Origin of the sequence: Massilia pseudoviolaceinigra, from assembly GCF_030846505.1 — a bacterium.
Taxonomy (GTDB): Bacteria; Pseudomonadota; Gammaproteobacteria; order Burkholderiales; family Burkholderiaceae_D; genus Telluria_A; species Telluria_A violaceinigra.
On sequence record NZ_JAVCWL010000010.1, the window covers coordinates 150,420 to 176,498 of the forward strand.

A 26,079-nucleotide genomic window follows, 5' to 3' on the forward strand; every position below is an offset into this window, starting at 1 on the left:
ATCGGCGTGGGAGGCACGCGATAGTTGCACCTATGAATGCACATACCTCTCTCCCACAGAACCCGGCAGCGCGCGCCGAGCGGCGCGACACGCTGTGGAACCCGGACGCCGCCGCCTGCTGGAGCCTGCTGCTCACGCCCCTGTTCGGCACTTACCTGACCATCCGCAACTGGGAAGCGCTCGGCGAGCCCGGGCGCGCCGTGCGCGCATGCTGGTGGTTCGCCCTCAGCCTGGTAATGCTGATTCTCAACTTCTACTATTCCTTGCTGTGCGGCGAGTCCTCGCCCATACGCATGAGCAATGTGATTTTCTTGCTGGTCTGGTACATCGCCGAGGCCAGTCCCCAGGAGCGCTTCATCCGCGAGCGCCTGGGCACCGATTATGCGCGCCAGTCCTGGGCCGTCGCCCTGCCCTGCGCGCTGGTGCTGTTCATTGCGTACGTGTTCGGCTACGTCCGGCTGCTCGCGTTGATCACGCAGGTGCACTGAGATGAACGCCGTCCGCATTGGCGTCGCAGTTGGCGGTACCCCCTTTTCGCAGGTTGACCACTCGCACAGGAGCACGGTATGAGCACGGAGCGTTTTGCCCATTTTTTGGATTCTCTGCAATCCTGGAGCGCGGAAGCGCCCGCCCCGGCCGCGGCGCCGGTGACCTCCCCCGGCCAGACCAACGCCAACCAGAGCGCGCGCGTACGCCGCGTCAAGGGTTTGCTGGAAGCGGTCGGATCGGATCCCTCCTGGCGCGCGCGCGGCGACGTCCAGGCCGGCAACGACAGCGCGGCGAACCATGCCGACAAACGCGATGACGACCTCGATGACGACCTCGACGAAGAAGACGACGACGAGTTCAACTGATCGGCTGCCGGCCGACGGCGGCGGCGCGGCCCGCCGTTCGCCTGCGTGTTCTATTAACAACATCCAGTGGGCGTTTCGCGATAAACTCGCGTATTCACACTGGAGACACCATGAACCCACGCCTTCGCCTGACCTCCCTCGCCATCGTTTCCGCCGCGACCTTGTCGCTCGCGCCCGCCAGCGCCGCCACCCAGAACATGAAGCCCGGTCTCTGGGAAAACACCAGCAAGTCGACCTCGCAAAACGCAGAGATTGCGAAGGCCATGGCAGAGATGCAGAAACAGATGAAGTCCATGCCGCCGGAACAGCGCAAGGCGATGGAAAAAGCCATGGGCAACTCCGGTGCGCCGAACTTCAAGCTCAACGACGACGGCAGCGTCACCGTCAAGATGTGCATCACCCAGAAAATGATCGACGATTCGGCCGGCAACCATCTTGGCCAGCTCAACGGCAACTGCACCCACAAGAAGGGGGCATTGGTGGGCGGCACGCAAAGTTTCTCCTACACCTGCGTCAACCCGCAGGCCAGCGGCGAGGGCAAGATTTCGTACCAGGCCGATTCGTACAGCTCGACCGTGACCATGACGTCCAGCGCCGCCGGCGCCATGGGAAACATGACCATGGAATCGACGGGCAAGTATTTGGGCGCCAACTGCGGCGACGTCAAGCCGGTCGACACCAAGCCGGCCGCCAAGCCCGCCCCCAGTAAATAAGGCGTCCGTAAGGCGTCCCTAAGGCATCCGGCGGCGCGCCTGGCAGCGCGTTACGCCGCGCCCGAAAATGCCAGGTAGCGCTCGCGCGCCAGGGTCGCCACCGGTCCGATGGCCAAGGTGCGCCCTTCGTAGCGGATGCACGGGGTGACCTTGCCGTAGTTGCCGGTGTTGAAGATTTCCAGCGCCGTCAGCAGCTCGTCCGGATGCACGCTGCGCTCTTCCACCGCCACGCCGGCCTCGGCCAATAACCCGATCACCCGGGCGCGCGTGATGCCGGCCAGGAAGGTGCCGTTCGGCACCGGCGTCACCACCTTGCCCTCGGGCGTGACCAGGAACAGGTTCGAGGTCGCGAACTCGCCCACATTGCCGTCGCTGTCGACCACCACCGCATTATCGAAACCGCGCGCATTCGCTTCGCGGATCGCGCGCGTGGTGTTGGCGTACAGGGCCGAAGCCTTGGCATCGGTCGGCGCCATGCTGGCGTCCGGCCGGCACAAGCTCGACAGGCAGGCCGAAAAACCGGTGAACGGCGGCATCGGCGCATCGAACAAGGTCAGCGCGAAACCGCTCTTCCCGGGCACCGGCACCAGGAAGCCCTCGGCGCCGAACACCAGCGGGCGCACGTACAGTTCGGCGTCAAGCGGGAACTTGCCCACCCCTTCGCGCACCAGCGCTTCCATCTCGTCCACCGTCAGCGGGCACTGCAAACCGAGCCGCTCGGCCGAGTGAATCACGCGCTGCAAGTGCAGGCGCAGATCGGGCAACTGGCCGCGGAGGGCGCGCGCGCCATCGAATACAGACGAGCCCAGCCACACGCTATGGTCCATCGCGCCGAACAGCGGCACATTACCTTCGGCCCATTGCCCTTTGAAATAAGTCAAATACATACTTGCCCCTCAGTCATTGTTCTGCGTTCCAGTTTAACCGAACTTAGAGGTGATGCTCCACCACGGCCACGGCCATAAGGCGGCCTGAGCTGTTAGCATTGAAAATGTTGCAAGCATACATTTAACTTAACGCACTGCATTTCAACAGCTACTTATTGATGCGCCATGTCCACTGACTTACTTCCGCCCCGCCGTCCCACGCGCTGGATCACGATCGGCCTCGTGCTCGGCCTGCATGCCGCCCTACTGCTGGCCTGGTGCCATAAGCGCGAGAAAGCCCCGGCCCGCGAGGACGACAGCGGCCCGCGCATCCAGTGGATCGAGGCCATCGCCGCCAAGCCGGTCCAGAGCCCGCCGGAGACGCGCACCCCGCCGGCAGCGAGCGTGAGCTCCGCGCCCGTGCGCGCCGCGCGCCAGCGCCCGGACGCACCCACGCCCACGCCTGCGCCCGCGACCGCTCCCGTTCCCGTTCCCGAAGCCGAAGCGCCGGCAATGTCCGTGGTGCCGCCCGATCCCTTCGCCGAGCCCGCGCCACCCGGCGGCGCCGACGCCATCCGCAAGCGCGCCATGGCCGACCTGGGCAAGATCGACAAGGACTTGCGCAAGCAATCGCTCAACAAGTTCAGCGTGCCTGACGATTCGCCGCAAAAGCGCCTGATCGCCGGCATCGAGTCGGCCCGGCGCCCCCCCACCCTGTTCGAACAGGCCGAGGTCGAGGAAATTACCACCGGCAATACCGATAGCGGCGGGCGCAAATACAAAATCAGGACAGCCCTGGGGACCTACTGCATCACCTATCTGAAGCCCACCGAGCGGGTCAACGAGCGTGTTCAGGAAAAGAAATACACCCAGTGCCCCGATTAGCGCGCCAGCCCTGTGTTCGGTAGCGAACAAAGTTTCCACGCGACAGCAACGTATACTGGGTCTTTAGTATCTGTTGCTCCGGCTATTTTTCATGCTTTCAACCTTAGAACGAATCGATCCTCACAGCGACCGGATTGACATCCTGGTCGACCTGGTCGAAAAACTGCGCCCGCGGCGGCGCGCCGACATTGCCACCAGCACCGACCGGGTGCGCACCCTGTGCCAGCTCCTCAGGGGCAATCCCGCCCAGGCTTCCGCCCTGCGCAGCTACGTCACGCGCGTGCTCGACAGCCGCCGCCACGCCAGCCTGTACACCGACATCGGCGTGCTGTCCAACGATGGCTTCTTCACCGAACTGAAACGCCGCATTTCCTACCGTTTCCTGCCGCCCGCGCTGGGCGATGTGTACCTGAGCGACGCCATCGACCAGGTGCTGTACATCAAAACCGACTACCGCTGGATTCGTACCGTTCCGGCCGCCGACTGGCTGGAACTGTTCGACGTGGTGTCCAACGCCACGCCCGCGCCGCACGCCAGCCCGGCCAACGCGCGCCGCACCACCGCGCTCGGCATGCTCGAAGCAATCCGCACCCTGTCCTGCCGCGTATGCGCGCTCGGCTTCGAGCCGCGCCTGATCAGCAGCCACGCCGACATCGAAAATTTCGATTCGCCGTTCCTGATGCAAAACATCGAGGTCAACAACTACCTCGACGGCTATGCACGCCTGCTGACCGGCGAAACGGCCAGCATGGACGATGCGCGCCATCTGCTGGTCATGCTCGACCAGTGCGACAGCGTGGTGGCCAAGATCCGCAAGAATGCGCTCAGCCACGGCACCAGCGTCGCCCTCACCTATTTGCTGCTGGCCCTGACCCAGAGCATCGACCGCCTGCGCAAGCTGCTGTTCCTGGTCGACGTCAGCGGCCAATTGCCGGCCGCCCCCAGCGTCGACCTGGAAACGCTGGCCAACGAGGCCACGCCCGACTACGCCCCGCCGACCAGCCTGCGCCGCGCCGGCGCCATCGCCCTGGCGCAGGAACTGGTCGAAGCGCACAACAACAAATACACGGTGCGCGACCTGTTCGCCGACAATATCGACCTGCTGGCCCGCAACGTTACCGAAAACGCCAGCCGCACCGGCGAACACTACATCGCCGACACCCGCGCCCAGCTGGGCGGCATGTTCCTGTCCTCGGCCGGGGCCGGCCTCATCGTCGGCTTCATGGCGCTGTTCAAGATTTTGCTGGGCACACTGCGCGCCGCGCCGCTGGTCGAAGCGTTTTTGTTCAGCCTGAACTACTCGCTCGGCTTCATGCTGATCCACGTGCTGCATTTCACCGTGGCCACCAAGCAACCGGCCATGACCGCCTCGCGCATCGCCGCCGGCTTGTCGAGCAAGGATGGGCGCAATATCGACCTCGACAGCATGGCTGCGCTCATCAACAAGGTGTTCCGCACCCAGTGCTTCGCCGTGCTGGGCAACCTGGCCACGGCCATTCCGACCGCCTGGCTGATCGCCATGGGCTACCACTACGCCACCGGCCGCCACCTGGTCACGCCCGACAAGGCCATGCACCTGCTGCACGACATCGACCCGATCCACAGCCTGGCCCTGTTCTACGCCGCCATTGCCGGCGTGTGCCTGTTCGTGGCCGGCCTGATTTCTGGCTACTTCGATAACAAGGCGCTGTACACCCGCATGGCGCAGCGCGTCTACCAGCTGCGCGGCCTGGGCCGCCTGCTGGGGCCGGACCGCCTGCGCCGCCTGTCGATGTACATCGAAAACAACTTGGGCAGCCTGATGGGCAACCTGTATTTCGGCATCCTGCTCGGCACCATCGGCACCCTCGGCTTCCTGTTCGGCCTGCCGCTCGACATCCGCCATGTCACCTTCTCGTCCGCCAATTTCGCCACCTCATTGGTGGCGCTAGACCACAATATGAGCTGGGAACTGGCGCTGACCTCGATCGGCGGATTTTTATCGATCGGGACGGTCAATCTCGTGGTAAGTTTCGGCTTAGCACTTTTAGTTGCGCTTCGCGCGCGCAAGATTCACTTCGAACACGGTATTCTTCTGTTGAAAGCACTCGGACGGCGTTTCCTGGCCGCCCCCATCGATTTTTTCATCGGGCCCAAGGACATGCCGTCGGAGCCGCTCGAAGCCGTACCAATTAGGGGATCAAAATGACAAAATCACGCGTCGCTGCCTGGCTGGCCGTCCTGGCCCTCGCGGTCGGCCTGGCCTCCTGCACCGCGCTGCCCTCGATGGACGCGCTGGCGGACGCCCCGGCGGCGCGCGCCACCCCGACGGTGGCCACCGGCAAGGGCCGGATGGACAAGAAAAAGGCCGCCGACCTGCTGGCGCGGCGCTGGGCCAAGGCCACGCCCGACATGAAGGCGCTGGCGGTGCTGGAAGAAGCGGCCACCGGCGTGCCCCTGGTGGCGGGCAACAAGGTCACCCTGCTGTTCGACGGCCCGGCCACCATGAAGGAAATGATGGCCGCCGCCAGCAGCGCCAAAACCTCGATCAACCTGGAAACCTATATTTTCGACCAGGATGACGTCGGCCTGCAGTTCGCCGACGTGCTGATCGAGAAGCAAAAACAGGGCGTCACCGTCAACGTGCTGTACGACAGCGTCGGCACCCTGGCCACGCCCAAGGCCTTCTTCGAGCGCATGAAGCAGGCCGGCATTGCCATGGTCGCCTTCAACCCGGTCAATCCGGCGGCCCGGGTCGGCAAGTGGGAGCTGAACAACCGCGACCACCGCAAGCTGATGGTGGTCGACGGCAAGGTCGCGTTCACGGGCGGCATCAACATCAGCAGTACCTACGCCAACAGTTCCTTCTTCCGCTCCAAGCGCAAGCCGGACACCACCGACAGCAAGAAGGTCGGCTGGCGCGATACCCACCTCAAGATCGAGGGCCCGGCGGTCGCTTCGCTGCAGTATCACTTCATCGACGCCTGGGTCAACCAGGATGCCGGCGAATTGCCCGAGCGCGAGTATTTCCCGCCGCTGGCGCCGGTCGGCGACAAGATCGTGCGCGTACTGGCCACCGATCCCGAGCGCGAGTCGGAGATTTACAAGTCGTTCATGCTGGCGATCCAGGAAGCGAAGAAATCGGTGCACATCACCTCGGCCTATTTTGTGCCGGACCGCCAGTTTGTCGATGCGCTCTGCGCCGCCGCCAAGCGCGGCGTGGACGTGCGCCTGGTGCTGCCAGGGGTGACCGACCATGGCCTGGTGTTCCATGCGGGACGCGCGTTTTACGATGAACTGCTCAGGAGCGGGGTCAAGATTCACCAGTTGCAGGTGGCGATTCTGCACGCCAAGACAGCGGTGATCGACGGCACCTGGTCGACCGTCGGCTCGGCCAATATCGACCGCCGCAGTTTTCTGCACAATTACGAATTGAACGTCGTGGTGCTCGACGCCGGCTTCGGCACCGACATGGAAAGCGCGTTTTCGGAAGATATGCGCGATTCCAAGGAAATCACCCTCGAACAATGGCGCGACCGCCCGTGGGCCGACCGCTTCAAGGAATGGGCGGCACGGCTGACCGAATACTGGATCTGATCCCCCCGATCAACCCCACTTCATCAATGTGTTGTTACACATTGGGATTCCGGTGTGTTCCGAGCGAAACATCATTTACATAAAAATAGTGTTTCGTTATATTCAAAGCACACAGGGATCAGCGCGACTTGAGATAAATCAAGCGAAGCCTTGATTCATCGGGCGCGCGCAAGTTCTTTGCAGGGCGCCTTCACCTTCTGTTGCGCACCTGAACCGGGGAACTGATCTCATGGCGAATTCCAATTTCCAAAAAAAACAAATGGCGGTTCTGGTTGCCGGCGCATGCCTGCTGATGGCCAACGCGGCGGCCATTGGCAACCCGTGTCCGGCTGCCAGCGCCTCCATGATTACGGTGGACAACATCACCATCGATAACACCTGCACCATCGGTAGCGGCGAAAGCCTCAACGTGACCGCCACCGGGGTCATTACCGTGCCGCTGGCCAACACGCCCAACAATGGGGTCCAGCTCGCCAACGGCGTCACCGCCGGCTCGATCACCAATGCCGGCACCATCAACCCGGTCGCGGTCGCGCTCAATATCGAAGGCACGCTCACCGGCGGCATCACCAATACCGGCACCATCGCGTCCACCGGACCATGGGGTGGCATCACCGAGGAAGGCATCCGCCTGAACGGCGCCACGGTCGGCGGCGCCATCAGCAACGGCCCGGCGGGCGTGATCAGCGCCGTCAACGGCACCGCGATCCACATCGTCAACAGTACGCTGCAAGGCGGCATCACCAATGCCGCCGGCGGCGAAATCGCGGCCGCAGGGGGCTTCGCCGCGCTCGACATCAGCAATTCGCAGCTCGGCGCCAGCATTGTCAATGCCGGCCATATCGGCAAGACCGCCGGGCAAAACGCGCGCGGCATGTTCTTGTCGAGCGTCACGCTCACGGGCGATATTCTCAACAGCGGCACCATCGACACCCAGGGCGGCAATCCGGCGATGTACCTGAGTGCGAGCACCGTGAGCGGCAAGATCAGCAATAGCGGTACGCTGGGCGGCGCCAACTCCAACGCCATGATGGTCCAGAGCAATTCCACGGTCGGCCAGATTGAAAATACCGCGTCCGGCGTCATTACTTCCGGCTACGTGGGGGTCCATGTGGGCAGTTCCACCGTCACCAACGGCATCGTCAATGCGGGCAAGATTTACGGCATCCATGCCATCGAACTGCAGGCGGGGGTCATCAGCGGCGGCGGCATCGTCAACGATACCGGCGCCGAAACCCACGGCAGCCGCGCCATGCATTTGAACAGTGCGCAGATCACCGGCGACATCATCAACCGCGGCCTGATGGACGGCGCCGAAGGCGGCATCGTCGGGTTCAACGGCACCACCGTCAGCGGCAAGCTCAGCAACTCCGGCACCATTACCGCCTACGGCGACACCATCAACCTGAACGATGTCCAGATCGCCGGCGAGCTGGCCAACAGCGGCACCCTCACCAGCGCTGGCGGCATGGGCATGAGCATGACGGGCGGCTCCACGGCGGCGTCGATCAGCAACAGCGCCGCCGGCGTCATCACCACCGTCAACGGCTACGGTATCCGCGTCGACGGCGTGGACACCAGCGTGGCGGGCGGGATCGTCAATAGCGGCGCCCTGAACGGCGCGCGCGGCATCTCAGTGAGCAGTACCGCCGTGATTGTGAACTCCGGCATCGTCAACCAGCTCGGCGCGGCCATCACCAGCACCGACGTCGGGATCAGCGTCAACAATGCGCAAGTGAGTGGCGGCATCGGCAACCTCGGTGCGATCAGCGGCACCAACAGCGGCATCGCTATCCAAAACGCGCAAGTGACTGGCGGCATCAACAACACCGGCACGATCACCGGCACCACCAGCGGCATCGCGGTGACCGGCACCACCGCCCTCGGTGGCGGCATCAACAACACCGGCACGATCACCGGCACCACCACCGGCATCGTGGTGTCCGGCACCACCGCCCTCGGTGGCGGCATCGTCAACAGCGGCACCATCGGCGGCACCATGTCGCTCGATCTGGGCAATGTCGGCGACGCCTTCACGGTAAGCAATCAGGGCACCTTGACCGGTGCCCTCGGGCTCGGCATCAATACCCTCACCATCCTGGGCAGTACCGCCGCCGTGACCGGCAATGTCACCGGCGGCACGGGCAGCGTGGTCAATATCGGCACCGGGGCGCTCAATACCGGCGCAATCACGGCCGGCGGCAATTTTGCCGGCTTGAGCCAGATGAATATCGGCGCGGGCAGTACCCTGCGTTCGACCAGTGCGCTCAACATCGGCGCCACAACCATGACCAACAGCGGAATCATGTCGGTGGCCGCCGGCCATACCGTTGCGCTAACGGGCGACTATGTCCAGGCTGCCACGGGCGTGTTCCGCACCGGCCTGACGAACGCCACGACCTACGGCAAGCTGAACGTGACCGGCAATGTCGACCTGTCCGCCAGCAGCAAAATCGATGTCGATGTCAGCGGCGCGCCAGTCCTTGCCAACGGCACCGTCCTGGCCGATGTGATCAAGGCCAGCGGCACGCTGACCACGGCGGCCACCATTCCGGTGACCGACAACAGCTTCCTGTTCAACCTGACCGGCGTAAAAAACGGCAAGTCAGTCGATCTGGTGATCGCCTCGGCGCCAACGCCAACGCCAACACCAACACCGACGCCGACACCGACACCGACGCCAACGCCAACGCCCACTCCGACACCGACACCGACCCCAACGCCGGAGCCGACCCCGACACCGGTGCCGACGCCAGTGCCGGTGCCAACGCCGGTCCCGACACCGGTGCCAACGCCCATTCCGACACCGGTGCCTGTACCGACGCCGGTTCCTGTACCGACACCGGTTCCGGTCCCGACGCCCGTTCCTGTCCCGACACCTGTTCCCGTCCCGACTCCGGTGCCGACCCCGGTCCCGACGCCGGTACCAACCCCGGTGCCGGTTCCGACCCCGGTTCCGACCCCGGTCCCGACGCCCGTCCCGACACCTCCGCTGCCGCCAGTCGTGCAGCCACCGGCCAACACCGCCATCTCGGCCATCGTGGCCACCGGCAATTCGTCCGGAGGCGGCGCAGCGCGCGTGTTCGACACCCTGATCGCCAACAGCACCGGCGGCGACATGGGCCAGGTCATCACCGCGCTGGGCAAGCTGTCGACCGCGAAAGAAGTGTCCGATGCGATCGGCCAGAGCTTGCCGCTGGCAGCCGGCGGCACTGCCGCCGCGCTGGCCCGTACCATGAACCTGACCGACCGCGTGGTGCAGGCGCGCATCGAATCGAACCGCGGCCTGTCGGCCGGTGACGGCTACGGCGGCGATCGCGCCATGTGGGCCAAGCCGTTCGGATCCTGGGGACGCCAGAGCGAACGCGATGGCACCCCCGGCTACGAGGCCGACAGCGGCGGCCTGATCGTCGGAGCGGACGGCGTGGTCGGCAGCGCCGACCGGGTCGGCTTCGCGGTGACCTATGCCCGTACCAGCCTGGACGGCACCGGCGTGAGCGCGCAGACGGCCGATATCGACCTGCTGCAACTGATGACCTACGGCAGCCACAACCTGGACGCCGATACCGACATCAGCTGGCAGCTCGACATGGGCACCAACAAGACCGAGGGCCGCCGGCTCATCAGTTTTGGCGGCCTGACGCGCATGGCAAGCAGCGACTACCGCGGCATGAGCCTGCATGCCGGCAGCGGCATCGCCCGTGTGATGCGCCTGAGCGAGCAAACCAATCTGACGCCATCGATGCGCCTGGACTACACCACCGTCAAGAACAAGGCCTACGCGGAAACCGGCGCGGGCGCCCTGAACTTGCTGGTCGACAGCCAGCGCGCCAAGCAGTTCATCCTGTACGGCGACGTCAAGTTCAATCATTCGCCATCGAAGGAATTGACGTTCTCGGGCAACCTTGGGTTCGGCTATGATTTCCTGGCCGAGCAAACCTCGGTCGTGGCGACCTTTGCCGGTGGCGGACCGGCCTTCACCACCAGCGGCATCGATCCCAAGCCGCTGTTTGCCCGTGCCGGCGCCGGCGTGACGCTGCTGCGGACCGGCAGCACCGAACTGACGGCACGCTACGACGCTGAAGCGCACCGCGGCTACCGCGCTCAAAGCGTGTCGCTGAAACTGCGCAAGCAGTTCTGAGCGGCGCCTCGACCGTGGCCGCCGCCGCGGTCGAGGCACCCGCCGAGCCTGCCACAAGGAGACCGATTTCATCGGGCGCGCGCGAGTTCTTCGCAGGGCGCCGCCATATTCTGTTGCGCACCTGAACCGGGGAACTGAGCTCATGATGAATTCCAATTTCCAAAAAAAACAAATAGCGGTACTGGTCGCCGGCGCTTGCCTGCTGATGGCCAATGCCTCGGCGATCGGTAACCCTTGTCCGGCTCCCAGCGGCGGCATCATTACGGTGGACAACATCACCATCGATAACACCTGCACGATCGGCGCCGGCGAGAGTCTCGACGTGACCGCCACCGGAGTGATCACCGTGCCGCTGGCCAACACGCCAAACAATGGCGTGCAACTCGCCACCGGCGTCAGCGCCGGCTCAATCACCAATGCCGGCACCATCAACCCGGTCACGGTCGCGATCAATATCGAAGGCACGCTCACCGGCGGCATCACCAATACCGGCATCATCGCCTCCACCGGGCCAGGGGGCGGCGTGACCGAGGAAGGCATCCGGCTGAACGGCGCCACCGTCACCGGCGCCATCAGCAACGGCCCGGCAGGCGTGATCAGCGCCGTCAACGGCGCCGCGATCAATATCATCAACAGTACTTTGCAGGGCGGCATCACCAACGCCGTCGGCGGCGACATCCGCGCGGCCGGCGGCTTCGCCGCGCTCTCCATCAGCGGGTCCCAGATCGGCGCCAGCATCGTGAACCAGGGACACATCGGCCATCCGCCAGGGCAAAACGGGCTCGGCATAACCTTGGCGAGCGTCACCCTCACCGGCGATATCCTCAACAGCGGCACCATCAACACCCAAGGCGGCAGCGCGGTGCTGTCGCTGATAGCGAGCACCGTCAGCGGCAAGATCAGCAACAGCGGCGCGCTGGTCAGCTCCAGTTCCAGCGTCCTGACGGTGCAAGGCAATTCCACCGTCGGCCAGATCGAAAATACCGCGTCGGGCACCATCAACGGCGACGAGCTGGGCATCTATGGGAACAATTCCACCATCACCAACGGCATCGTCAATGCCGGCACGATCAACGCCATCAACGCCATCGCCTTGCAGTTGACAACCATCAGCGGCGGCGGCATCGTCAACGATACCGGGGCCGCGACGCACGGCGAACGCGGGATCGATCTGAACAGTTCGCAGATCACCGGCGACATCGTCAACCGCGGCCTGCTGGACGGCGCCGAAGGCGGCATGCACGTGCACAACGGGACCACCATCACCGGCAACATCAGCAACGCGGGCACGATCGCCACCGATACCGGCAGTGGGATTTTCTTTAACAATGCCCAGATCAGCGGCGACATTGTCAACAGCGGCACGATCGGCGCCGCTGACGCCAATGGCATTTTCCTGTTGGGCGGCGCCACGGCGGGCCACATCAGCAACACCGCCTCTGGCGTCATCAACAGCTCCGAAGGCACCGCTATTAATATCAATGGCATTGGCGGCGTCAGCAAGGCGAAAGGGATCGTCAACAGCGGCGCCCTGAACGGCGCTAACGGCGTGTACGTCAACACCGGCGCCATCATTCTCACTGACGGCATTGTCAACCAGGCCGGCGCCACCATCGCCAGCGAATATAGCGGCATCGCCGTGGTCAACGCCCAAGTGCATGGCGGCATCACCAACGATGGCACGATCAGCGGTACCAACACCGGCATCGCGATCACGGGCACGAGCGTCCTCGACGGCGGCATCCTGAACAGCGCCACCGGTACCATCAGCGGCACCAAGGCGCTCAACCTCACGAACAGCGGCAGCGCGTTTACCGTCACCAACCGGGGCAGCCTGACTGGCCAAGTCGTGCTTGGCATCAATACCCTTAACATCCTGGGCAGCACCGCCAGCGTGACCGGCACCGTCACCGGCGGCACCGGCAGCGTGGTCAATATCGGCACCGGCGCGCTCAATACCGGGTCGATGACGGCTGGCGGCAATTTTGCCGGCTTGAGCCAGATGAATATCGGCGCGGGCAGCACCCTGCGTTCGAGCAGTGCGCTGACCATCGGCGCGACGACCATGAGCAACAGCGGCATCCTGTCGGTCGCCGCCGGCCATACCGTCTCGCTGACGGGCGACTATGTCCAGGCTGCCGGCGGCATGTTCCGCAGCGGCCTGACCAACGCCACGACCTACGGCAAACTGAACGTGACCGGCAATGTCAATCTGGCCGCCAGCAGCAAGATCGATGTGGACGTCAGTGGCGCGCCGGTCCTTGCCAACGGCGCCGTCCTGGCCGATGTGATCAAGGCCAGCGGCACCTTGACCACGGCAGCCACCATCCCGGTGACCGACAACAGCTTCCTGTTCAACCTGACTGGCGTGAAAAACGGCAAGTCCATCAATCTGGTGATTGCCTCGGCGACGCCGACACCGACGCCGGTCCCCACACCGACGCCTGTACCGACCCCGGTACCGACACCAGAGCCGACACCGGTTCCAACACCCGTGCCAACCCCGGTGCCGGTGCCGACACCAGTACCGACACCAGTACCGACACCGGTGCCAACGCCTGTGCCTACGCCGGTGCCGACACCCGTACCGGTGCCGACGCCTGTGCCAACTCCCGTACCGGTGCCAGTGCCAACCCCCGTACCGGTGCCGACGCCGGTTCCGGTCCCCACACCGGTACCGGTCCCGACACCCGTCCCGGTTCCGACACCGGTTCCAACGCCACCGCTGCCGCCCATCGTACCGCCACCGGCCAACACCGCCATCTCGGCCATCGTGGCCACCGGCAATTCGTCCGGGGGCGGCGCGGCGCGCGTGTTCGACACCCTGATCGCCAACAGCACCGGCGGTGACATGGGCCAGGTCATCACCGCGCTGGGCAAGCTGTCGACCGCGAACGAAGTGTCCGATGCCGTCGGCCAGAGCTTGCCGCTGGCAGCCGGCGGCACCGCCGCCGCGCTGGCCCGTACCATGAACCTGACCGACCGCGTGGTGCAGGCGCGCATCGAATCGAACCGGGGCCTGTCGGCCGGTGACGGTTACGGCGGCGATCGCGCCATGTGGGCCAAGCCGTTCGGAGCCTGGGGACGCCAGAGCGAACGCAATGGCGCCCCCGGCTACGAGGCCGATAGCGGCGGCCTGATCGTCGGAGCGGACGGCGTGCTCAGCAGCGCCGACCGGGTCGGCTTCGCGGTGACCTATGCCCGTACCAGCCTGGACGGCACCGGCGTGAGCGCGCAGACGGCCGATATCGACCTGCTGCAACTGATGACCTACGGCAGCCACAACCTGGACGCCGATACCGACATCAGCTGGCAGCTCGACATGGGCACCAACAAGACCGAGGGCCGCCGGCTCATCAGTTTCGGCGGCCTGACGCGCATGGCAAACAGCGACTACCGCGGCATGAGCCTGCATGCCGGCAGCGGCATCGCACGGGTGATGCGCCTGAGCGAGCAAACCAACCTGACGCCATCGGTGCGCCTGGACTACACCACCGTCAAGAACAAGGCTTACGCGGAAACCGGCGCGGGCGCCCTGAACTTGCTGGTCAACAGCCAGCGCGCCAAGCAGTTCGTCCTGTACGGCGACGTCAAGTTCAATCATTCGCCATCGAAGGAATTGACGTTCTCGGGCAACCTTGGGTTCGGCTATGATTTCCTGGCCGAGCAAACCTCGGTCGTGGCGACCTTTGCCGGTGGCGGACCGGCCTTCACCACCAGCGGCATCGATCCCAAGCCGCTGTTTGCCCGTGCCGGCGCCGGCGTGACGCTGCTGCGGACCGGCAGCACCGAATTGACGGCGCGCTACGACGCTGAAGCGCATCGCGGCTACCGCGCTCAAAGCGTGTCGCTCAAACTGCGCAAGCAGTTCTGAGCGGCGCCTCGACCCTGACACAAGGAGACCGATGTCGAACGACGTACCCGCATGGCGTTTGAAAAGCAGTTTGAGCGGCATCGAGTGGCCGGCTGTCCCCGATGTGCGGGGCAGCCTGGTCTACTCCCTGTTCCGCCAGATGGAAACCGAGCAATGGCTGGCCCCGCGCGATATCGCGGCACGCCAGTCGGTCCAGCTGGAGCAAATCGTGCGGCATGCCGCTCTGACCGTACCCTGGTACCGCGAGCACTGGCCGCCAGGCCTGCTCGCGCGCTTGAGCGAGGGTGGGGCGCTGTCCGCCGATGCCTTCGCGAGCCTGCCGTGCTTGGGCAGACGCGACCTGCAGGCGCAGTTTGCGCAGCTTCAAAGCAGCGCGGTGCCGTCCGAACACGGCCCGCTTGCCGACAGCAGCAGCTCCGGCTCCACCGGTACCCCGGTGCGCTTTCGCAAAACCTACCTGAACCAGCTGATCTGGGAAGCGCTGACCTTGCGCGACCATGCCTGGCACCGGCGCGACCTGCAGCAAACGCTGTGCATCATCCGGCGCGGCGAGGCCGACGAGGCCGACAACTGGGGCCTGCCGACCCGCATGTTCCACACCGGAGCAGCCTATCTGTGCCCGGTCAGCATCGATGTCGAGGCTCAGCTGGCATGGCTGGTCGAGCGCGCGCCCGGCTACCTGCTGACCTATCCCTCGCTCGCCCTGCAACTGGCCAGCCTGGCGCGCCAGCAAGGCGTGCGCTTGCCGGGCCTGCGCGAGGTGCGCACCTTCGGCGAGCCGCTCGATGCGCAGGTGCGCGACGCCTGCCGCGAGGCGTGGGGCGTGCCGGTCAACGACACCTATTCATCCGAGGAATTCGGCTACCTCGCCATCGGCTGTCCGCACAGCGGCCACTATCATGTGCAGTCCGAAAGCGTCTTGCTCGAAGTGCTCGATGACGATGGCAATGCCTGCGCGCCGGGTACCATCGGACGCGTGGTGGTCACCGGCTTGTTGAATTTCGCGATGCCGCTGATCCGCTACGAGCTGGGCGACATGGCCGAAGCGGGCCCGCCCTGCCCCTGCGGGCGCGGCCTGCCCGTGCTCACCCGCATTCTCGGACGGACCCGCAGCATGCTGGTGACAGCCGACGCCAAACGCTACTGGCCCACCTTCGGCTTTCGCGACAGTGCCACGGGCGCCGGCAGCGGCGGCCCGCGCATCATCCAGCGCCAGGTGGTCCAGAGCGCGCTCGACCAGGTGCAGATCCGCTATGTCAGCGCCAGCGCGCTCTCGCCCGACGAAGAATCCATGCTCACGGCACAGGTGGCGCAGCGCTTGCCGCCCGGCGTGAACGTCACGGCGCAGCGGGTGGCCGGCATCGCGCGCAGTGCGAACGGCAAATTCGAGGAGTTCGTCGCGGCTATTGCAACGGCGCCGGAAGCGCCGTGATGGCGTTCAGGCGGCCCGCTGTCCCAGCATCATCCATTTGACGTAGCGGCTTTCCGGCGTGGCGGGCCGGTGTCCGGCCAGGTCCTGCGCCGACAGCGGCTCGCAGCGCACATCGGTGAGGCCGGCGGCGCGGGCAATGCCGGCCAGCTCGTCCACCGAGGCCACCGCATGGGTGATCTTGGCCGCGCAGAACGCGCGCACGATCGCTTCGAGTTCATGGTCGGTCAGCATGGCCAGGCGCCGCGCGGCAGTGCCCTGGGCAGCCAGGCTGGCGGCGACCATGCTGTCGACCTGCTGCGGCGAATACGCCAGCAGCGAGGCGCCATGCTGCGCGCGCACGCTCTGGTACAGCAGCAAGCTGCCAGCCACGTCCAGCCGCGCCGCCAGATGGCCGACCAGCGCGGCGCGCGCGTCCGGCGCGATAAAACTGAGCAGCGAATGGGTCAGCACCAGATCGAACCGGCGTCCGCCCGGATCTGGCTCCGCGCACAGGTCGTGCACGTCGAGCGTGACCGGAAAGCCCATCGCGCCGGCGTACTGCCGGCACAGCGCCAGCGGCACCGGGGAGCGGTCGGCGACGCGCACGTCGAGCGCCGCGATGCCCGCGCCGAACGCCTCGTGCAGCACCGACAGCAAGCCGCAATCGGCGCTGCCGGCGATGTACACCGAGGCGGTCGGCCGCTCGCGCGCCAGGGCCCGCAGGTGCCGCACGATATGCGCCCGCTCGCTGTCCAGGCCACTGATGATGCCCAGCAGTTGCAGCACGACCCAGCCGCTATGGTAGGGCGATTGCATCGGCAGCAAGGCCGGCAAGGCTTGCAGCAGCCGTTCGCGCCGCGCCGCATGGCCGTAGCTGGCGCAGGGCACAAGCATCACCGCGCGCGTGCCCGCTCGGCCGACAGGTCGGCCGAGGCGAGGGCGAAGCGCGCGACGGCCTCGTCGTTGAGCGTAACCCCGAAGCCGGGACCAGGCGGCAGCCGCGCCTGGCCATCGCTGATGTCGATCGTTTCGTTGACGACGTCGCCGACGAAGCGTTCGAGCGCGGAACCGTAGCCGACGAACTCGCCGACGGCGGGATGGGCCGCGGCAAAGTGCAGCAGGGCCGCGCTGCCCACGCCCAGGGTGTGTTTCGAGCCCAGGTTGCACTGCAGCCCCCCTGCCTCGGCAATCGCCACGATGGCCGAGGAAGCGCGCAAGCCGCCCGACTTCGCCAGCTTGACCGTGATGATGTCGGCCGCGCGCGCACGCACCACGCGCATCGCATCGGCCGGACTCAGGACGCTTTCATCGGCCGCGATGGGCGCATGCGCGCGTTCGGTGATCAGCTGCATGGCTTCGATATCCCACCAGGCGCATGGCTGCTCGATGCATTCGAGCTCGCACTCCTGCAAGGCGGCATCGACGGCCAGCGCCGCCTTGCAGTGCCACGCCTGGTTGGGGTCGATTTCGATGCGCACGCCCGCGCCCACGGCGCGCTGCACCGCGCGCGCCATGCGGATATCGTGGCGCCAGTCGGCGCTGCCTTTCAGGGTGAGCAGGCGGTAGCCCATCCCGGCCAGCGCGCAGGCCGATTGCACCGCCGTGCGTTCGTCCGGCATGGCCATGCTGCGCGAGAGGGCAAAACGGTCGCGCGTCGCGCCGCCGAGCAGGTCGGCCACCGAGATGCCGAGGTGGCGCGCCTTCAGGTCGTGCAGCGCCAGGTCGATGGCGCACAGGGAAGTGGGAAAGGCGTGGCGTTCCGAGGACAGGCCCGCCAAGGTCTGCAGGATGGTGACGATGCGCGCCCCGTCCTGGCCCAGCAGGAGCGGGCCGGTGACCTCGGCGAGGCGGCGGAACACCGAGTCGGCGCACTCGCCGTCGCGCGCGGGGAAAATGATCGAGGCCTCGCCCAGGCCCACGGTGCCATCGAGCGCGGTCAGGCGCAGCAGCACCTTCTCGCCCACCTCCAGGCGCCCGCGCGAGGACTGCATGGGCGCGATATACGGCATGCGCACCTTCCATGCCCCGACCCGCACGATGGTCAGCGGCGCGCCATGCGCACTTGCGGGAGAAAAATCAGCCATGAGCACATTGCGCCAGTGAGGTCGGGCCATCGGACATCTGCTGCGCCGGCGCAGGGTGCGCACCGGCACAGGACTTTTGCATCGGCGCTCGCGGGAGCGGCCGCACAGCCTATTGTACCGTCAAGCCGGCTTGCCGCGCGGCTGCCAGCGGCTCAGATTCCGCTGGCCATCAGCCCTTCGGTATGGCCCGACCAGATATTGCCGGTGCGCAGGAACGGCTCGGTTTTCATCAGCGAAAACTGCAAGCCCACCTCATCCCAGCCATAGCGGTCCACTTCCACGCGCTGGTGCTCGACCCGCACCACGTTGAACGAGTTCACCTCGCCCCGCCCGCGCGTCGATGTCGCCGTGCCGGCCTGCACCACCAGCGCCGCGTATTCGCTCATCTGGTACCGCTCCGAGGTATTGCCGGCATGGCTGGTATGCATATGCCCCGACAACAGCAAGTCCACCCCGCAGTCGGCAAACGCCTGCATCGCCGCCGGCGCCCGGTCGACCAGATCGTCGTCATCCTCGGTCTTGGGCAGGTCGAACGGATGATGGGTCACGATGATGCGCGTGATCGCCGGATCGAGCCCCTTGAGCTGCTTGCGGATCATCGCCACCTGCTCGTCGTTCACGCGCCCATCCTTGAAAGTCAGCGAGCGCGCGGTGTTCACGCCCAGGACCGCGATTTCTTCATCCACGTAGATCGGATCGAGGTCGTCGGTGATATAGCGCTTATAGCGCGTCAGCGGCTGCAGGAAGCGCCGGAACACGTTGTACAGCGAAATGTCGTGATTGCCCGGCACGATGATCTGCGGACCGGGCAAGGTGTCGAGCCAGGCCTTGGCCGCCTCGAATTCCTCGCTCTTGGCGCGCTGGGTCAGGTCGCCCGAGACCACCACCACGTCCGGCGCGATGCGTTCGACCAGCTCGCGCAGCGGCGCCAGCAGTTTTTCGTCGACCCGGCCGAAATGCAGGTCTGAAAGATGAACCAAAGTACGCATGCTAACTCCTCAAGTTGGGACAACGACCGTCAGCGCGGCCGGACGAATCCGGTAGCGCAGCGGAGTCGTCATGACGGTCACTTCGCCATCGGTGGCCACGCGCAAACGCGTGTGGCGGGTGGCAATCTCCATGTTTTCCACCGTAAGTACGTCGAAATCGCGTTCCTGCGCCAGGCTGCCCCACAGGGCGCTCCAGCCCAGCCGCAGCAAGCCCAGGCGGCCGGGACGCTGCGCCACGTACAGGCTCAGCTTGCCGGCATCGAGGCGCTGGCGCTCGCCCACGCTCAGGCCCTGCATCGTGTATTCGTTATTGCCGATGAAGACGAACGGCGTGCGCCGCGCATGTTCCTGCTCGCCCACCGTCAGGCGCAGGCTGAGAAACGGATAGCGGCGCAGCGCCGTCACGGTGGCCCAGCAGGCCGCCAGCCACTTGCCGCGGCCGAGCCGGCGCTGCTGCTTTTCGCGGTCGCGCACGATGTCGGGATACAGGCCAAGGCTGGAATTGTTCAGGAAAATCGTCCCGTTCACCTCGCCCACATCCACCTGGGTGCGGCGGCCCTGCGCCACGTTGCGGATCGCCTCGTCGAGCGCCAGCGGAATGCCGAGGTCCTTGGCGAAGTGGTTCAGGGTACCCATCGGCAGCACGCCGAAGGCGACCTCGCTGCCGACCAGCTGCGAGGCGACCGCGTTGATGGTGCCGTCGCCGCCGCCGGCCACCACGATCTGCTTGCCGCTGGCGCGCGCCGCCTTGGCCGCCTCGATCAACTCGCTGCCGCCGCGCGCCAGGGTGACGTGCGCATCGAGGCCATGGGCCGCGAATTTGTCGCGCAGCTCGGCGGCGCGGTCGTCGTCGTGACCGCTGCCGGCACTGCCGTTGATGATGACTGCGATCGGGGTCAGGATGGAACTCCTCAGGTGCGTTGAGAGGGAAAGCGATGGCTTACTCGCTGATGCGCGCCGCGCGCCGCCGGCGCAGGGTCGAGCAGGCGGTGATGCATACCGCCAGCCAGCCGCAGCCCTCGACCATGGCGCCCAGCACGTCGCTCAGGTAATGGGCGCCGAGGTAGACCCGGCTCAGGGCCACCAGAGCGACCATCGTACAGGCTCCCAGCACCACCAGGATGCGCACGCGCCAGCGCGGCACCACGCACACCAGGTAGGCCGCCAGCAGGCCGTAGAACACGGTCGCGCCCAGGGTATGGCCGCTGGGGAAGCTGTAGGTGGACAAGGTCAGCAGCGGCTCGTCGAAGCTGGGCCGGGCGCGCTGGAAAATATACTTGAGCATGACGTTGAGCAGCTGGCCGCCCGGCACCGCCAGCACCAGGCAAATGAGCCAGTAGCGCGCTTTCTTGAGGTAAAAGTAGAGCCCCAGCGCGGTGGCCATGAGCGACACGCCCAGCACGTCGTGGGTATTGGTGATGAACAGCATGGGGCCGGTCCAGATACTGTCCTTGTAGCCGTGGAACCAGTTCGCCAGGAGGGCATCGAGCTCGGTGATGTCGTCGTGCGAGACGACGTCGGCCGCCAGGTTGCCGAACAGCGCGGCGGCCAGCATCATCAGGATGGCGCCGATGGTGACGTGCAGGCCGAGCTCGCCTTCGGGACTGAGGCGGGCGGCGACGAAGCTGCGTACGCGGGGATGGAAATTGATCACGATTGAAAGTTGGACGACGGCCGGCACCAGCGGCACGGCAACGTTTGCAATCGTACACGACGCGCCGCCCTTCGCAGCGCACAGACCGCCAAACCGGCGTCCTGCCCGCTGCTATTCCAGCGTATTGACCAGGTCGAGCAGCGCGGCGTGATCGAGCGGCTTGTTCAGGAACGCGGTCGCGCCCTGGCGCAGCGCCCAGACGCGGTCCGAATCCATGTCCTTGCTGGTGAGCAGGATGACCGGGATATGCCAGGTGGTTTCATCGTTGGTGATGGCGCGCGTGGCCTGGAAGCCGTTCAGGTTGGGCATGATGACATCCATGACGATCAGGTCCGGCAGCTCGCTGCGCGCCATCGCCACCGCTTCCAGGCCGTCGGTGGCCAAGATCACCCGGTGCCCGTGCGCTTGCAGCAGTTCGGCGACAATCAGGCGCTGTACCAGCGAATCGTCGACGACGAGGATTTTTTGACTAGCCATGACAAATCGATTTCAATGGGTCGACGAGGAAGGCACTGCCTCCTCCGCTGCTGCTTTGCGTTCGGGATGATAGCGCCAGTAAAAGGCGTCGGGGCGCAAGCCGAATTCCTTCTGCAATTCCTGGCAGACGATGGTTTCGGCCAAGTACAGTGCCTTCAGGTTGGTAGTACGGCTGACCGTCACGTACACGCGCAAGGTCTTGGTCGAGCTGGAATTATGCAGCTCGAGGGCGGTGACGTCGAGTTCCATGCTTCGCAGCTTGTTTCTGACGTAGCGCGCCACGTCTTTCCGCACGGCGTTATACAGCGCAGAATTGACCGCCTTTGGGTCAGGCATGAATAGAACCCCAATCAATGAACGAGCGCCACAGGCTCCCGTGGGACTGCTGACGGCACACAAAACCGGTTTTACCTGGTCCACCGGGCATGGACGTAACAGTCAATATGATACGTCAGATCATATTGCGCAACAGCCAGCTTGCGCGCAGTATGGCCCGCGACTTGCACAGTAGTCAATCAAATTGTTGCTGTGCGCCAAATTTTACACCTGGGCCGACTCAACCGGCGGCTTGTTGAGCGAACGCACATGCACGAGCCGAGCCGCGTCAAGCGCCGGCGTGAGGCGGGCTAAGCAAGCCCGACGGATGGACGCGAATCAAACCCGCTAGCGGCGCCTTCTTACAAAATCGGCAGAACAGCAGCGCCCCCATCCCTTCCCGCCGGAGATCCTTGTGCGATTGAACCGATTTGCCACCCTCGTTTTCGCGATGGCCGTCTTCTGGTCCTCCTCCACGCCAGCATCGCTGCTGACCATCACCCCCGCCGTCCAGACCATCACCCTGGCGCCCGGATCGGCCTGGGATGCCACAGGCACCATCACCAACCTGAGCGGCTTCGATCTGCTCAGCACGGAGATATTTCTGGAGTTCAGCGGCTACCCGCATCACATGCTGGCGCCGCAGCAACGCCTGGGCGGGATCGAATTTACCATCGGCAACAGGACGGTCTCCGGCCTGACCGACCTGTTTCACGTCGACATCGCTCCCGATGCGGTGCGCGGCCTGGCCTGGTCCATGGACGTGTTCGCGGCCGACATCCATGGCAATTTCAGCGACGTGACCACGTTTTCCTTCCTCATCGAGGGGCCGGCGTCCGCGGTGCCGGAGCCATCCACGGTGCCGCTGGTGACCGCCGGGCTCATTGCGCTGCTGGCCGGCGTGGCGCTGGCCCGGCCCCGGGTCGGGCACCCTAACGGCTTGCGGGGCTGACATGGCCAAGCCTGCAGCCGCTACCAAGGTCGTGCTCGGTGAGCCGGGGATTGAGCATGTGAACGGACAAGTATTCCTCAATCTGCACATCATGAACGTGGGCGAAGCGCCGCTGGCCAATCTGCACATCAGCGCGATGACGCTCGGCAGCGCGCACCGCGCCAGCCCGCCCGGATTCCCCATCGTGATCGAGCTCATCGGGGCCAGCGCGACCGCGCATGTGACGGCGCGTTTTTCCAGCGCGGAGCTGACCGTGGGCGGCAAATACCTGTTCACCCTCGGCGGAACCTACACGGTGGGCGGGGTCGCGTATGGGCTGAGCCTGAACCGTTTCATCCGCCTGCCTGCCGCGACGGCGGCCGCGCTGCCGCGCTTCAAGGCACGGGTGGAATCGTCTTCCAGGGCCCGTTACTGGAACTACACGCTCTTCAACGACGAGCCGGCCGCCAGCCGCAAGTCGATCGCCACCTTGTCCCTGTCGATCGCCGCGCCGGTGGCCGTGACCGGCATCCCGGCCGGCTGGGCGGTGGAAACCGACGGCCAGACCTTTGTGCTGTGGTACGCCGCCGACGATGCGCCGTCCTATCCGCATCAGCTCGCGCCCGGACAGTCCTTGTCCGGATTTCAATTGATGAGCACCCGAACCCGGTCGGAAGCCAGCCCGGCCGCGCTGACCTCCTGGAACCACGCCAGCGACGAGGCCGGCCCCGTCGTGTCCGACTACGTGATGACGCCATACCGGTTTGCCTGAATCGATTCAACGCATGTATGACGCGGGAGGGAAGCATGGATGCCACTCGTTCGGCCATGTCGGCACTGGCGCGCGCACTGCGCCGCTGGGTGCGCGCGCAGGTGCGCGTCCCAGCGCCGGCCAGCCCTGCCGGAGACGACACCGGCTTCGACCATTTTTCGCGCTCGCTGGGCAGCCAGGTCGCGCGCCGCGACGTGATGAAGGTGGCGCTGTTCGGCGCGGTCTCGGCGCTGCTCGGCAGCGTCGGCATGAAGCAGGCGTGGGCGGCGGCCAACTGCCTGTGCGCACGCCAGCTGTACGACGTGGCGACCCAATGCTGCACCCCGGCCGGGGTGCGGCCCAAGCATCCGCTGGCCGACCTTGCCTCGTGCCCGGAGCGGGTCGCGCATCCGGGCTACGTGTGCCGTCCGAACGGCTGCGGCGCCGCCGGCGGACAATCCTTCCCGGGCGCGTTCGGCGCGGCGCGCTTTGGCGCCTGTTGCGACGGCCACGACTGCTGCTGGGGCAGTTGCAACAGCAACCGGCCACGCTGCGACGGCACTTTCATCGATTGCCTGCGCGACGCCTGCGACGCGGCTTACCCGCCGCGCCTCAATGCGCTCGGCCTGGACAGCAACCGGATCCGGCGTTCCTCGTGCCGCGCCACGGCGCGCGCCTACTTCGAGGGCGTCCAGACCGACACCTGGGGCACCCCGGCTTACCTCGCGGCGCAGCAGGCGGCCTGCGACTGCTGCGGCACGCAAACCTGCAAGACCTGCCCCGGCGGCACCTGCGAGGCATTGCCCAGCTGCGAGGATCCCGGCTGCGTGTGTTTCCAGACCATCGAAGGCGCCGGATTTTGCCACCGTCCGCAACCGTGCGCGGCCTTGTCGGGCTGCACGTCCAGCGCCAGTTGCCCGTCCGGATGGGCCTGCGTCAGCGTCACTTGCTGCGGAAGCCATCCTGTCTGCATCCAGCCCTGCTTTGTCGTTGGCGGCGCCCGCGTGTCGCCGTTTGGGGCGGCGCCGGCGGCGGGACCGACCACGGCACGACCGGCCACCACCGGCAGACACTGACCGCACCATTCATATTCCAGCCACTGACCGGAGGTAATCAATGGGTATCTTGTCCGTCGTTTGCGGCATCACGGTGGTGCTGGTCCTGACCCTCGCCGGCGTCTCCAAATTCGGCCGCGCATTCGAGACCGCCAGTGCCATGCGCGAGTTCGGGTTGCCCGCGCGATGGGCGGATTGGGCCGCTCCCGTGCTGCCTGCGGCGGAGCTCGGCATTGCCATCTGCCTGCTCACGCCAGGCGCGGCATGGGCCGGCGCGCTGGCGGCGACCCTGTTCATGGCGCTGGTGACCATGCTGGTGACGGCCGCGCTGCTGCAAAACAAACATCCCAGCTGCAACTGCTTCGGACAGGTGCGTGCCGCGCCGGTCAGCTGGGGCGTCGCCCTGCGCAGCCTGCTGCTGACCCTGTGCGCCGCTTATGTGCTGTGGGACGGGCGCGCGCAGCTCGACCAGGGGCTGCTGGCAGAAGCCGGCAAGCTGGCGGCGACACTTGGCGCGGCCGTGCTGGCATCGCTGGCCATGGCGTGCATCTTTCTGCTCCAGGGCTGGCTGTCGCTGAACCTGGTGCGCCAGCAAGGGCGACTGCTCCTGAAAATCGATAACCTGGAGCAGCGCCTGGCCGCGGCCGGCATCCCGCAACACCAGTCCCCGCCACTGACCGGCCCCCTGCCCGGCAGCGCCGCGCCCGCGTTCAGCGCCGTCACCCTGGCGGGGGCAGAGGCCGCCTCAAGCACGCTGTTCGGCAACGGCACACCGTCGCTGCTGCTGTTCGTGAGCGCCGACTGCGCACCGTGCAAGGATCTGCTGACCGACCTGCTGGCATGGCGCGGCGCGCATCATCCCCGGGACCGGCTGGTGACCGTGACCAGCGGGACGGTCCAGGCCAACCGCGACAAGCTCGGTGGCCTGATCGGCGCCGATGCCCTAATGCAAGAGGAACGCGAAATCAACGCCCTGTTCGGGGTGGTGGCCACGCCAAGCGCCTTGCTGCTAGCCGCCGACGGCAGCATCGCCGCACCGATCGCCATCGGCAAGGACCAGATCATGGCACTGGTCCAGGGCACCCGCGCGTGGGACGGCGCCGGCCTGCACGGGCGGCACATCGTCTATTCCTGACGAGAAAGGGGGCCGATGCCGCAAAACGACAAACAACTGTTTATTTATACAGTACCTGTGGATTCATACAGTACTTGTGCTATTCTGGATTCACTCGCTCAACGCAAACCCCAAAGGAATTTATCATGACTCCACTGAACGGTAACTTCGGCCTCGAATACGCTCCAACCCCATTCCTGATGCGCCTCGGCCGCCGCGAAGTGCTGGTGACGCGCGATTTCCGCAAGCGCTTCTACCCGGTCAACCCCATCATCGAATGCGATACCGGCGTCGAGCCGGGCCATGTGGAAGTGCTGCTGATGCGCCGCTGGCTGCTGATCCTCTCCAAGGCACATTAAACGCATATGCAAAGCTGATTTAATTCGTGT

The 26,079-nt window shown here is 65.7% G+C and carries 22 protein-coding genes; 14 read left to right on the forward strand and 8 right to left on the reverse strand.

Translation table 11 applies throughout. The features are described 5' to 3' along the window. Positions 1-32: 32 nt before the first annotated feature. From RBA40_RS12135 to RBA40_RS12145, 3 genes are all read left to right on the forward strand, one after another. A complete protein-coding gene (locus tag RBA40_RS12135; protein ID WP_306648113.1) occupies positions 33-488 on the forward strand; it encodes a hypothetical protein in 456 nt (151 codons plus the stop codon). Between the two features lie 78 nt (positions 489-566). Beyond that, positions 567-854, forward strand: a complete 288-nt coding sequence (locus RBA40_RS12140) for a hypothetical protein (protein WP_306648114.1) — start codon at positions 567-569, stop codon at positions 852-854. A 110-nt stretch (positions 855-964) separates the two neighbouring features. After that, entirely contained in the window at positions 965-1,567 is a 603-nt protein-coding gene (locus tag RBA40_RS12145; RefSeq protein ID WP_306648115.1) for a DUF3617 domain-containing protein, read from the forward strand. Positions 1,568-1,617: 50 nt separating this feature from the next. Here RBA40_RS12145 and RBA40_RS12150 read toward each other — a convergent pair whose 3' ends face one another. Further along, positions 1,618-2,454, reverse strand: a complete 837-nt coding sequence (locus tag RBA40_RS12150) for a branched-chain amino acid aminotransferase (RefSeq protein ID WP_306648116.1) — start codon at positions 2,452-2,454, stop codon at positions 1,618-1,620. Positions 2,455-2,619: 165 nt separating this feature from the next. Here RBA40_RS12150 and RBA40_RS12155 point away from each other — a divergent pair, with 165 nt between their 5' ends. The 6 genes from RBA40_RS12155 (at position 2,620) to RBA40_RS12180 (ending at position 16,341) form a co-directional block, all read left to right on the forward strand. Continuing rightward, positions 2,620-3,318: a hypothetical protein gene (locus RBA40_RS12155; RefSeq protein ID WP_306648117.1), complete on the forward strand. Its 699-nt coding sequence runs from the start codon at positions 2,620-2,622 to the stop codon at positions 3,316-3,318. Between the two features lie 91 nt (positions 3,319-3,409). Beyond that, positions 3,410-5,506, forward strand: coding sequence for a site-specific recombinase (locus tag RBA40_RS12160; RefSeq protein ID WP_306648118.1), 2,097 nt, complete (start codon positions 3,410-3,412; stop codon positions 5,504-5,506). Then, positions 5,503-6,894, forward strand: coding sequence for a cardiolipin synthase (gene cls, locus RBA40_RS12165; protein ID WP_306648119.1), 1,392 nt, complete (start codon positions 5,503-5,505; stop codon positions 6,892-6,894). The genes RBA40_RS12160 and cls overlap by 4 nt, the downstream gene beginning before the upstream one ends. Before the next feature lie 259 nt (positions 6,895-7,153). Further along, on the forward strand, positions 7,154-11,035 hold the full coding sequence (locus tag RBA40_RS12170) for an autotransporter outer membrane beta-barrel domain-containing protein (RefSeq protein WP_306648120.1): 3,882 nt from the start codon (positions 7,154-7,156) through the stop codon (positions 11,033-11,035). Between the two features lie 142 nt (positions 11,036-11,177). Continuing rightward, the gene (locus RBA40_RS12175; RefSeq protein ID WP_306648121.1) at positions 11,178-14,909 is read left to right on the forward strand and encodes an autotransporter outer membrane beta-barrel domain-containing protein; all 3,732 of its coding nucleotides are present in this window, start codon (positions 11,178-11,180) and stop codon (positions 14,907-14,909) included. Between the two features lie 31 nt (positions 14,910-14,940). Continuing rightward, positions 14,941-16,341 carry a phenylacetate--CoA ligase family protein gene (locus RBA40_RS12180; RefSeq protein WP_306648122.1) on the forward strand — a complete coding sequence of 467 codons (1,401 nt, stop codon included), beginning with the start codon at positions 14,941-14,943 and terminating at the stop codon, positions 16,339-16,341. Positions 16,342-16,347: 6 nt separating this feature from the next. Here the strand turns inward: RBA40_RS12180 and RBA40_RS12185 are convergent, their stop codons facing one another. The 7 genes from RBA40_RS12185 to RBA40_RS12215 form a co-directional block, all read right to left on the reverse strand. Beyond that, complete coding sequence (locus RBA40_RS12185; protein WP_306648123.1) at positions 16,348-17,214, reverse strand: class I SAM-dependent methyltransferase; 867 nt, start codon at positions 17,212-17,214, stop codon at positions 16,348-16,350. Beyond that, positions 17,214-18,434: a mandelate racemase/muconate lactonizing enzyme family protein gene (locus RBA40_RS12190; protein ID WP_306648124.1), complete on the reverse strand. Its 1,221-nt coding sequence runs from the start codon at positions 18,432-18,434 to the stop codon at positions 17,214-17,216. Before RBA40_RS12190 ends, RBA40_RS12185 begins: the two co-directional genes overlap by 1 nt. A 122-nt stretch (positions 18,435-18,556) precedes the next feature. Further along, positions 18,557-19,393, reverse strand: a complete 837-nt coding sequence (locus tag RBA40_RS12195) for a metallophosphoesterase family protein (RefSeq protein ID WP_306648125.1) — start codon at positions 19,391-19,393, stop codon at positions 18,557-18,559. Positions 19,394-19,402: 9 nt separating this feature from the next. Next, positions 19,403-20,308 (reverse strand): diacylglycerol/lipid kinase family protein, encoded by a 906-nt coding sequence (locus RBA40_RS12200; RefSeq protein ID WP_306648166.1) that lies wholly within the window; start codon positions 20,306-20,308, stop codon positions 19,403-19,405. Between the two features lie 25 nt (positions 20,309-20,333). Continuing rightward, positions 20,334-21,047, reverse strand: coding sequence for a phosphatase PAP2 family protein (locus tag RBA40_RS12205; protein WP_306648126.1), 714 nt, complete (start codon positions 21,045-21,047; stop codon positions 20,334-20,336). Positions 21,048-21,158: 111 nt separating this feature from the next. Then, positions 21,159-21,524 (reverse strand): response regulator, encoded by a 366-nt coding sequence (locus RBA40_RS12210; RefSeq protein WP_306648127.1) that lies wholly within the window; start codon positions 21,522-21,524, stop codon positions 21,159-21,161. 12 nt (positions 21,525-21,536) lie between these two features. Beyond that, positions 21,537-21,860 carry a hypothetical protein gene (locus RBA40_RS12215; protein ID WP_306648128.1) on the reverse strand — a complete coding sequence of 108 codons (324 nt, stop codon included), beginning with the start codon at positions 21,858-21,860 and terminating at the stop codon, positions 21,537-21,539. 394 nt (positions 21,861-22,254) lie between these two features. Here RBA40_RS12215 and RBA40_RS12220 point away from each other — a divergent pair, with 394 nt between their 5' ends. The 5 genes from RBA40_RS12220 to RBA40_RS12240 all read left to right on the forward strand — a co-directional run bounded on the left by RBA40_RS12220 (position 22,255) and on the right by RBA40_RS12240 (position 26,049). Next, entirely contained in the window at positions 22,255-22,791 is a 537-nt protein-coding gene (locus tag RBA40_RS12220) for a hypothetical protein (protein WP_306648129.1), read from the forward strand. A gap of 1 nt (position 22,792) precedes the next feature. After that, positions 22,793-23,542, forward strand: coding sequence for a hypothetical protein (locus RBA40_RS12225; protein WP_306648130.1), 750 nt, complete (start codon positions 22,793-22,795; stop codon positions 23,540-23,542). A gap of 35 nt (positions 23,543-23,577) precedes the next feature. Beyond that, a complete protein-coding gene (locus tag RBA40_RS12230) occupies positions 23,578-24,597 on the forward strand; it encodes a phospholipase A2 family protein (protein ID WP_306648131.1) in 1,020 nt (339 codons plus the stop codon). Positions 24,598-24,637: 40 nt separating this feature from the next. Beyond that, complete coding sequence (locus RBA40_RS12235; protein WP_306648132.1) at positions 24,638-25,711, forward strand: MauE/DoxX family redox-associated membrane protein; 1,074 nt, start codon at positions 24,638-24,640, stop codon at positions 25,709-25,711. A 125-nt stretch (positions 25,712-25,836) separates the two neighbouring features. Continuing rightward, positions 25,837-26,049, forward strand: a complete 213-nt coding sequence (locus RBA40_RS12240) for a hypothetical protein (RefSeq protein WP_054263454.1) — start codon at positions 25,837-25,839, stop codon at positions 26,047-26,049. The last annotated feature ends 30 nt before the right edge of the window (positions 26,050-26,079 follow it).

Coding starts and splice junctions, on each gene's coding strand:
- RBA40_RS12210 (WP_306648127.1), bottom strand. CDS start 21,524: ATGGCTAGTCAAAAAATCCTCGTCGTCGACGATTCGCTGGTACAGCGC.
- RBA40_RS12235 (WP_306648132.1), top strand. CDS start 24,638: ATGGGTATCTTGTCCGTCGTTTGCGGCATCACGGTGGTGCTGGTCCTG.
- RBA40_RS12190 (WP_306648124.1), bottom strand. CDS start 18,434: ATGGCCCGACCTCACTGGCGCAATGTGCTCATGGCTGATTTTTCTCCC.
- RBA40_RS12230 (WP_306648131.1), top strand. CDS start 23,578: ATGGATGCCACTCGTTCGGCCATGTCGGCACTGGCGCGCGCACTGCGC.
- RBA40_RS12225 (WP_306648130.1), top strand. CDS start 22,793: ATGGCCAAGCCTGCAGCCGCTACCAAGGTCGTGCTCGGTGAGCCGGGG.
- RBA40_RS12145 (WP_306648115.1), top strand. CDS start 965: ATGAACCCACGCCTTCGCCTGACCTCCCTCGCCATCGTTTCCGCCGCG.
- RBA40_RS12185 (WP_306648123.1), bottom strand. CDS start 17,214: ATGCTTGTGCCCTGCGCCAGCTACGGCCATGCGGCGCGGCGCGAACGG.
- RBA40_RS12155 (WP_306648117.1), top strand. CDS start 2,620: ATGTCCACTGACTTACTTCCGCCCCGCCGTCCCACGCGCTGGATCACG.
- RBA40_RS12240 (WP_054263454.1), top strand. CDS start 25,837: ATGACTCCACTGAACGGTAACTTCGGCCTCGAATACGCTCCAACCCCA.
- RBA40_RS12215 (WP_306648128.1), bottom strand. CDS start 21,860: ATGCCTGACCCAAAGGCGGTCAATTCTGCGCTGTATAACGCCGTGCGG.
- RBA40_RS12170 (WP_306648120.1), top strand. CDS start 7,154: ATGGCGGTTCTGGTTGCCGGCGCATGCCTGCTGATGGCCAACGCGGCG.
- RBA40_RS12160 (WP_306648118.1), top strand. CDS start 3,410: ATGCTTTCAACCTTAGAACGAATCGATCCTCACAGCGACCGGATTGAC.
- RBA40_RS12135 (WP_306648113.1), top strand. CDS start 33: ATGAATGCACATACCTCTCTCCCACAGAACCCGGCAGCGCGCGCCGAG.
- RBA40_RS12150 (WP_306648116.1), bottom strand. CDS start 2,454: ATGTATTTGACTTATTTCAAAGGGCAATGGGCCGAAGGTAATGTGCCG.
- RBA40_RS12180 (WP_306648122.1), top strand. CDS start 14,941: ATGTCGAACGACGTACCCGCATGGCGTTTGAAAAGCAGTTTGAGCGGC.
- cls (WP_306648119.1), top strand. CDS start 5,503: ATGACAAAATCACGCGTCGCTGCCTGGCTGGCCGTCCTGGCCCTCGCG.
- RBA40_RS12195 (WP_306648125.1), bottom strand. CDS start 19,393: ATGCGTACTTTGGTTCATCTTTCAGACCTGCATTTCGGCCGGGTCGAC.
- RBA40_RS12175 (WP_306648121.1), top strand. CDS start 11,178: ATGATGAATTCCAATTTCCAAAAAAAACAAATAGCGGTACTGGTCGCC.
- RBA40_RS12140 (WP_306648114.1), top strand. CDS start 567: ATGAGCACGGAGCGTTTTGCCCATTTTTTGGATTCTCTGCAATCCTGG.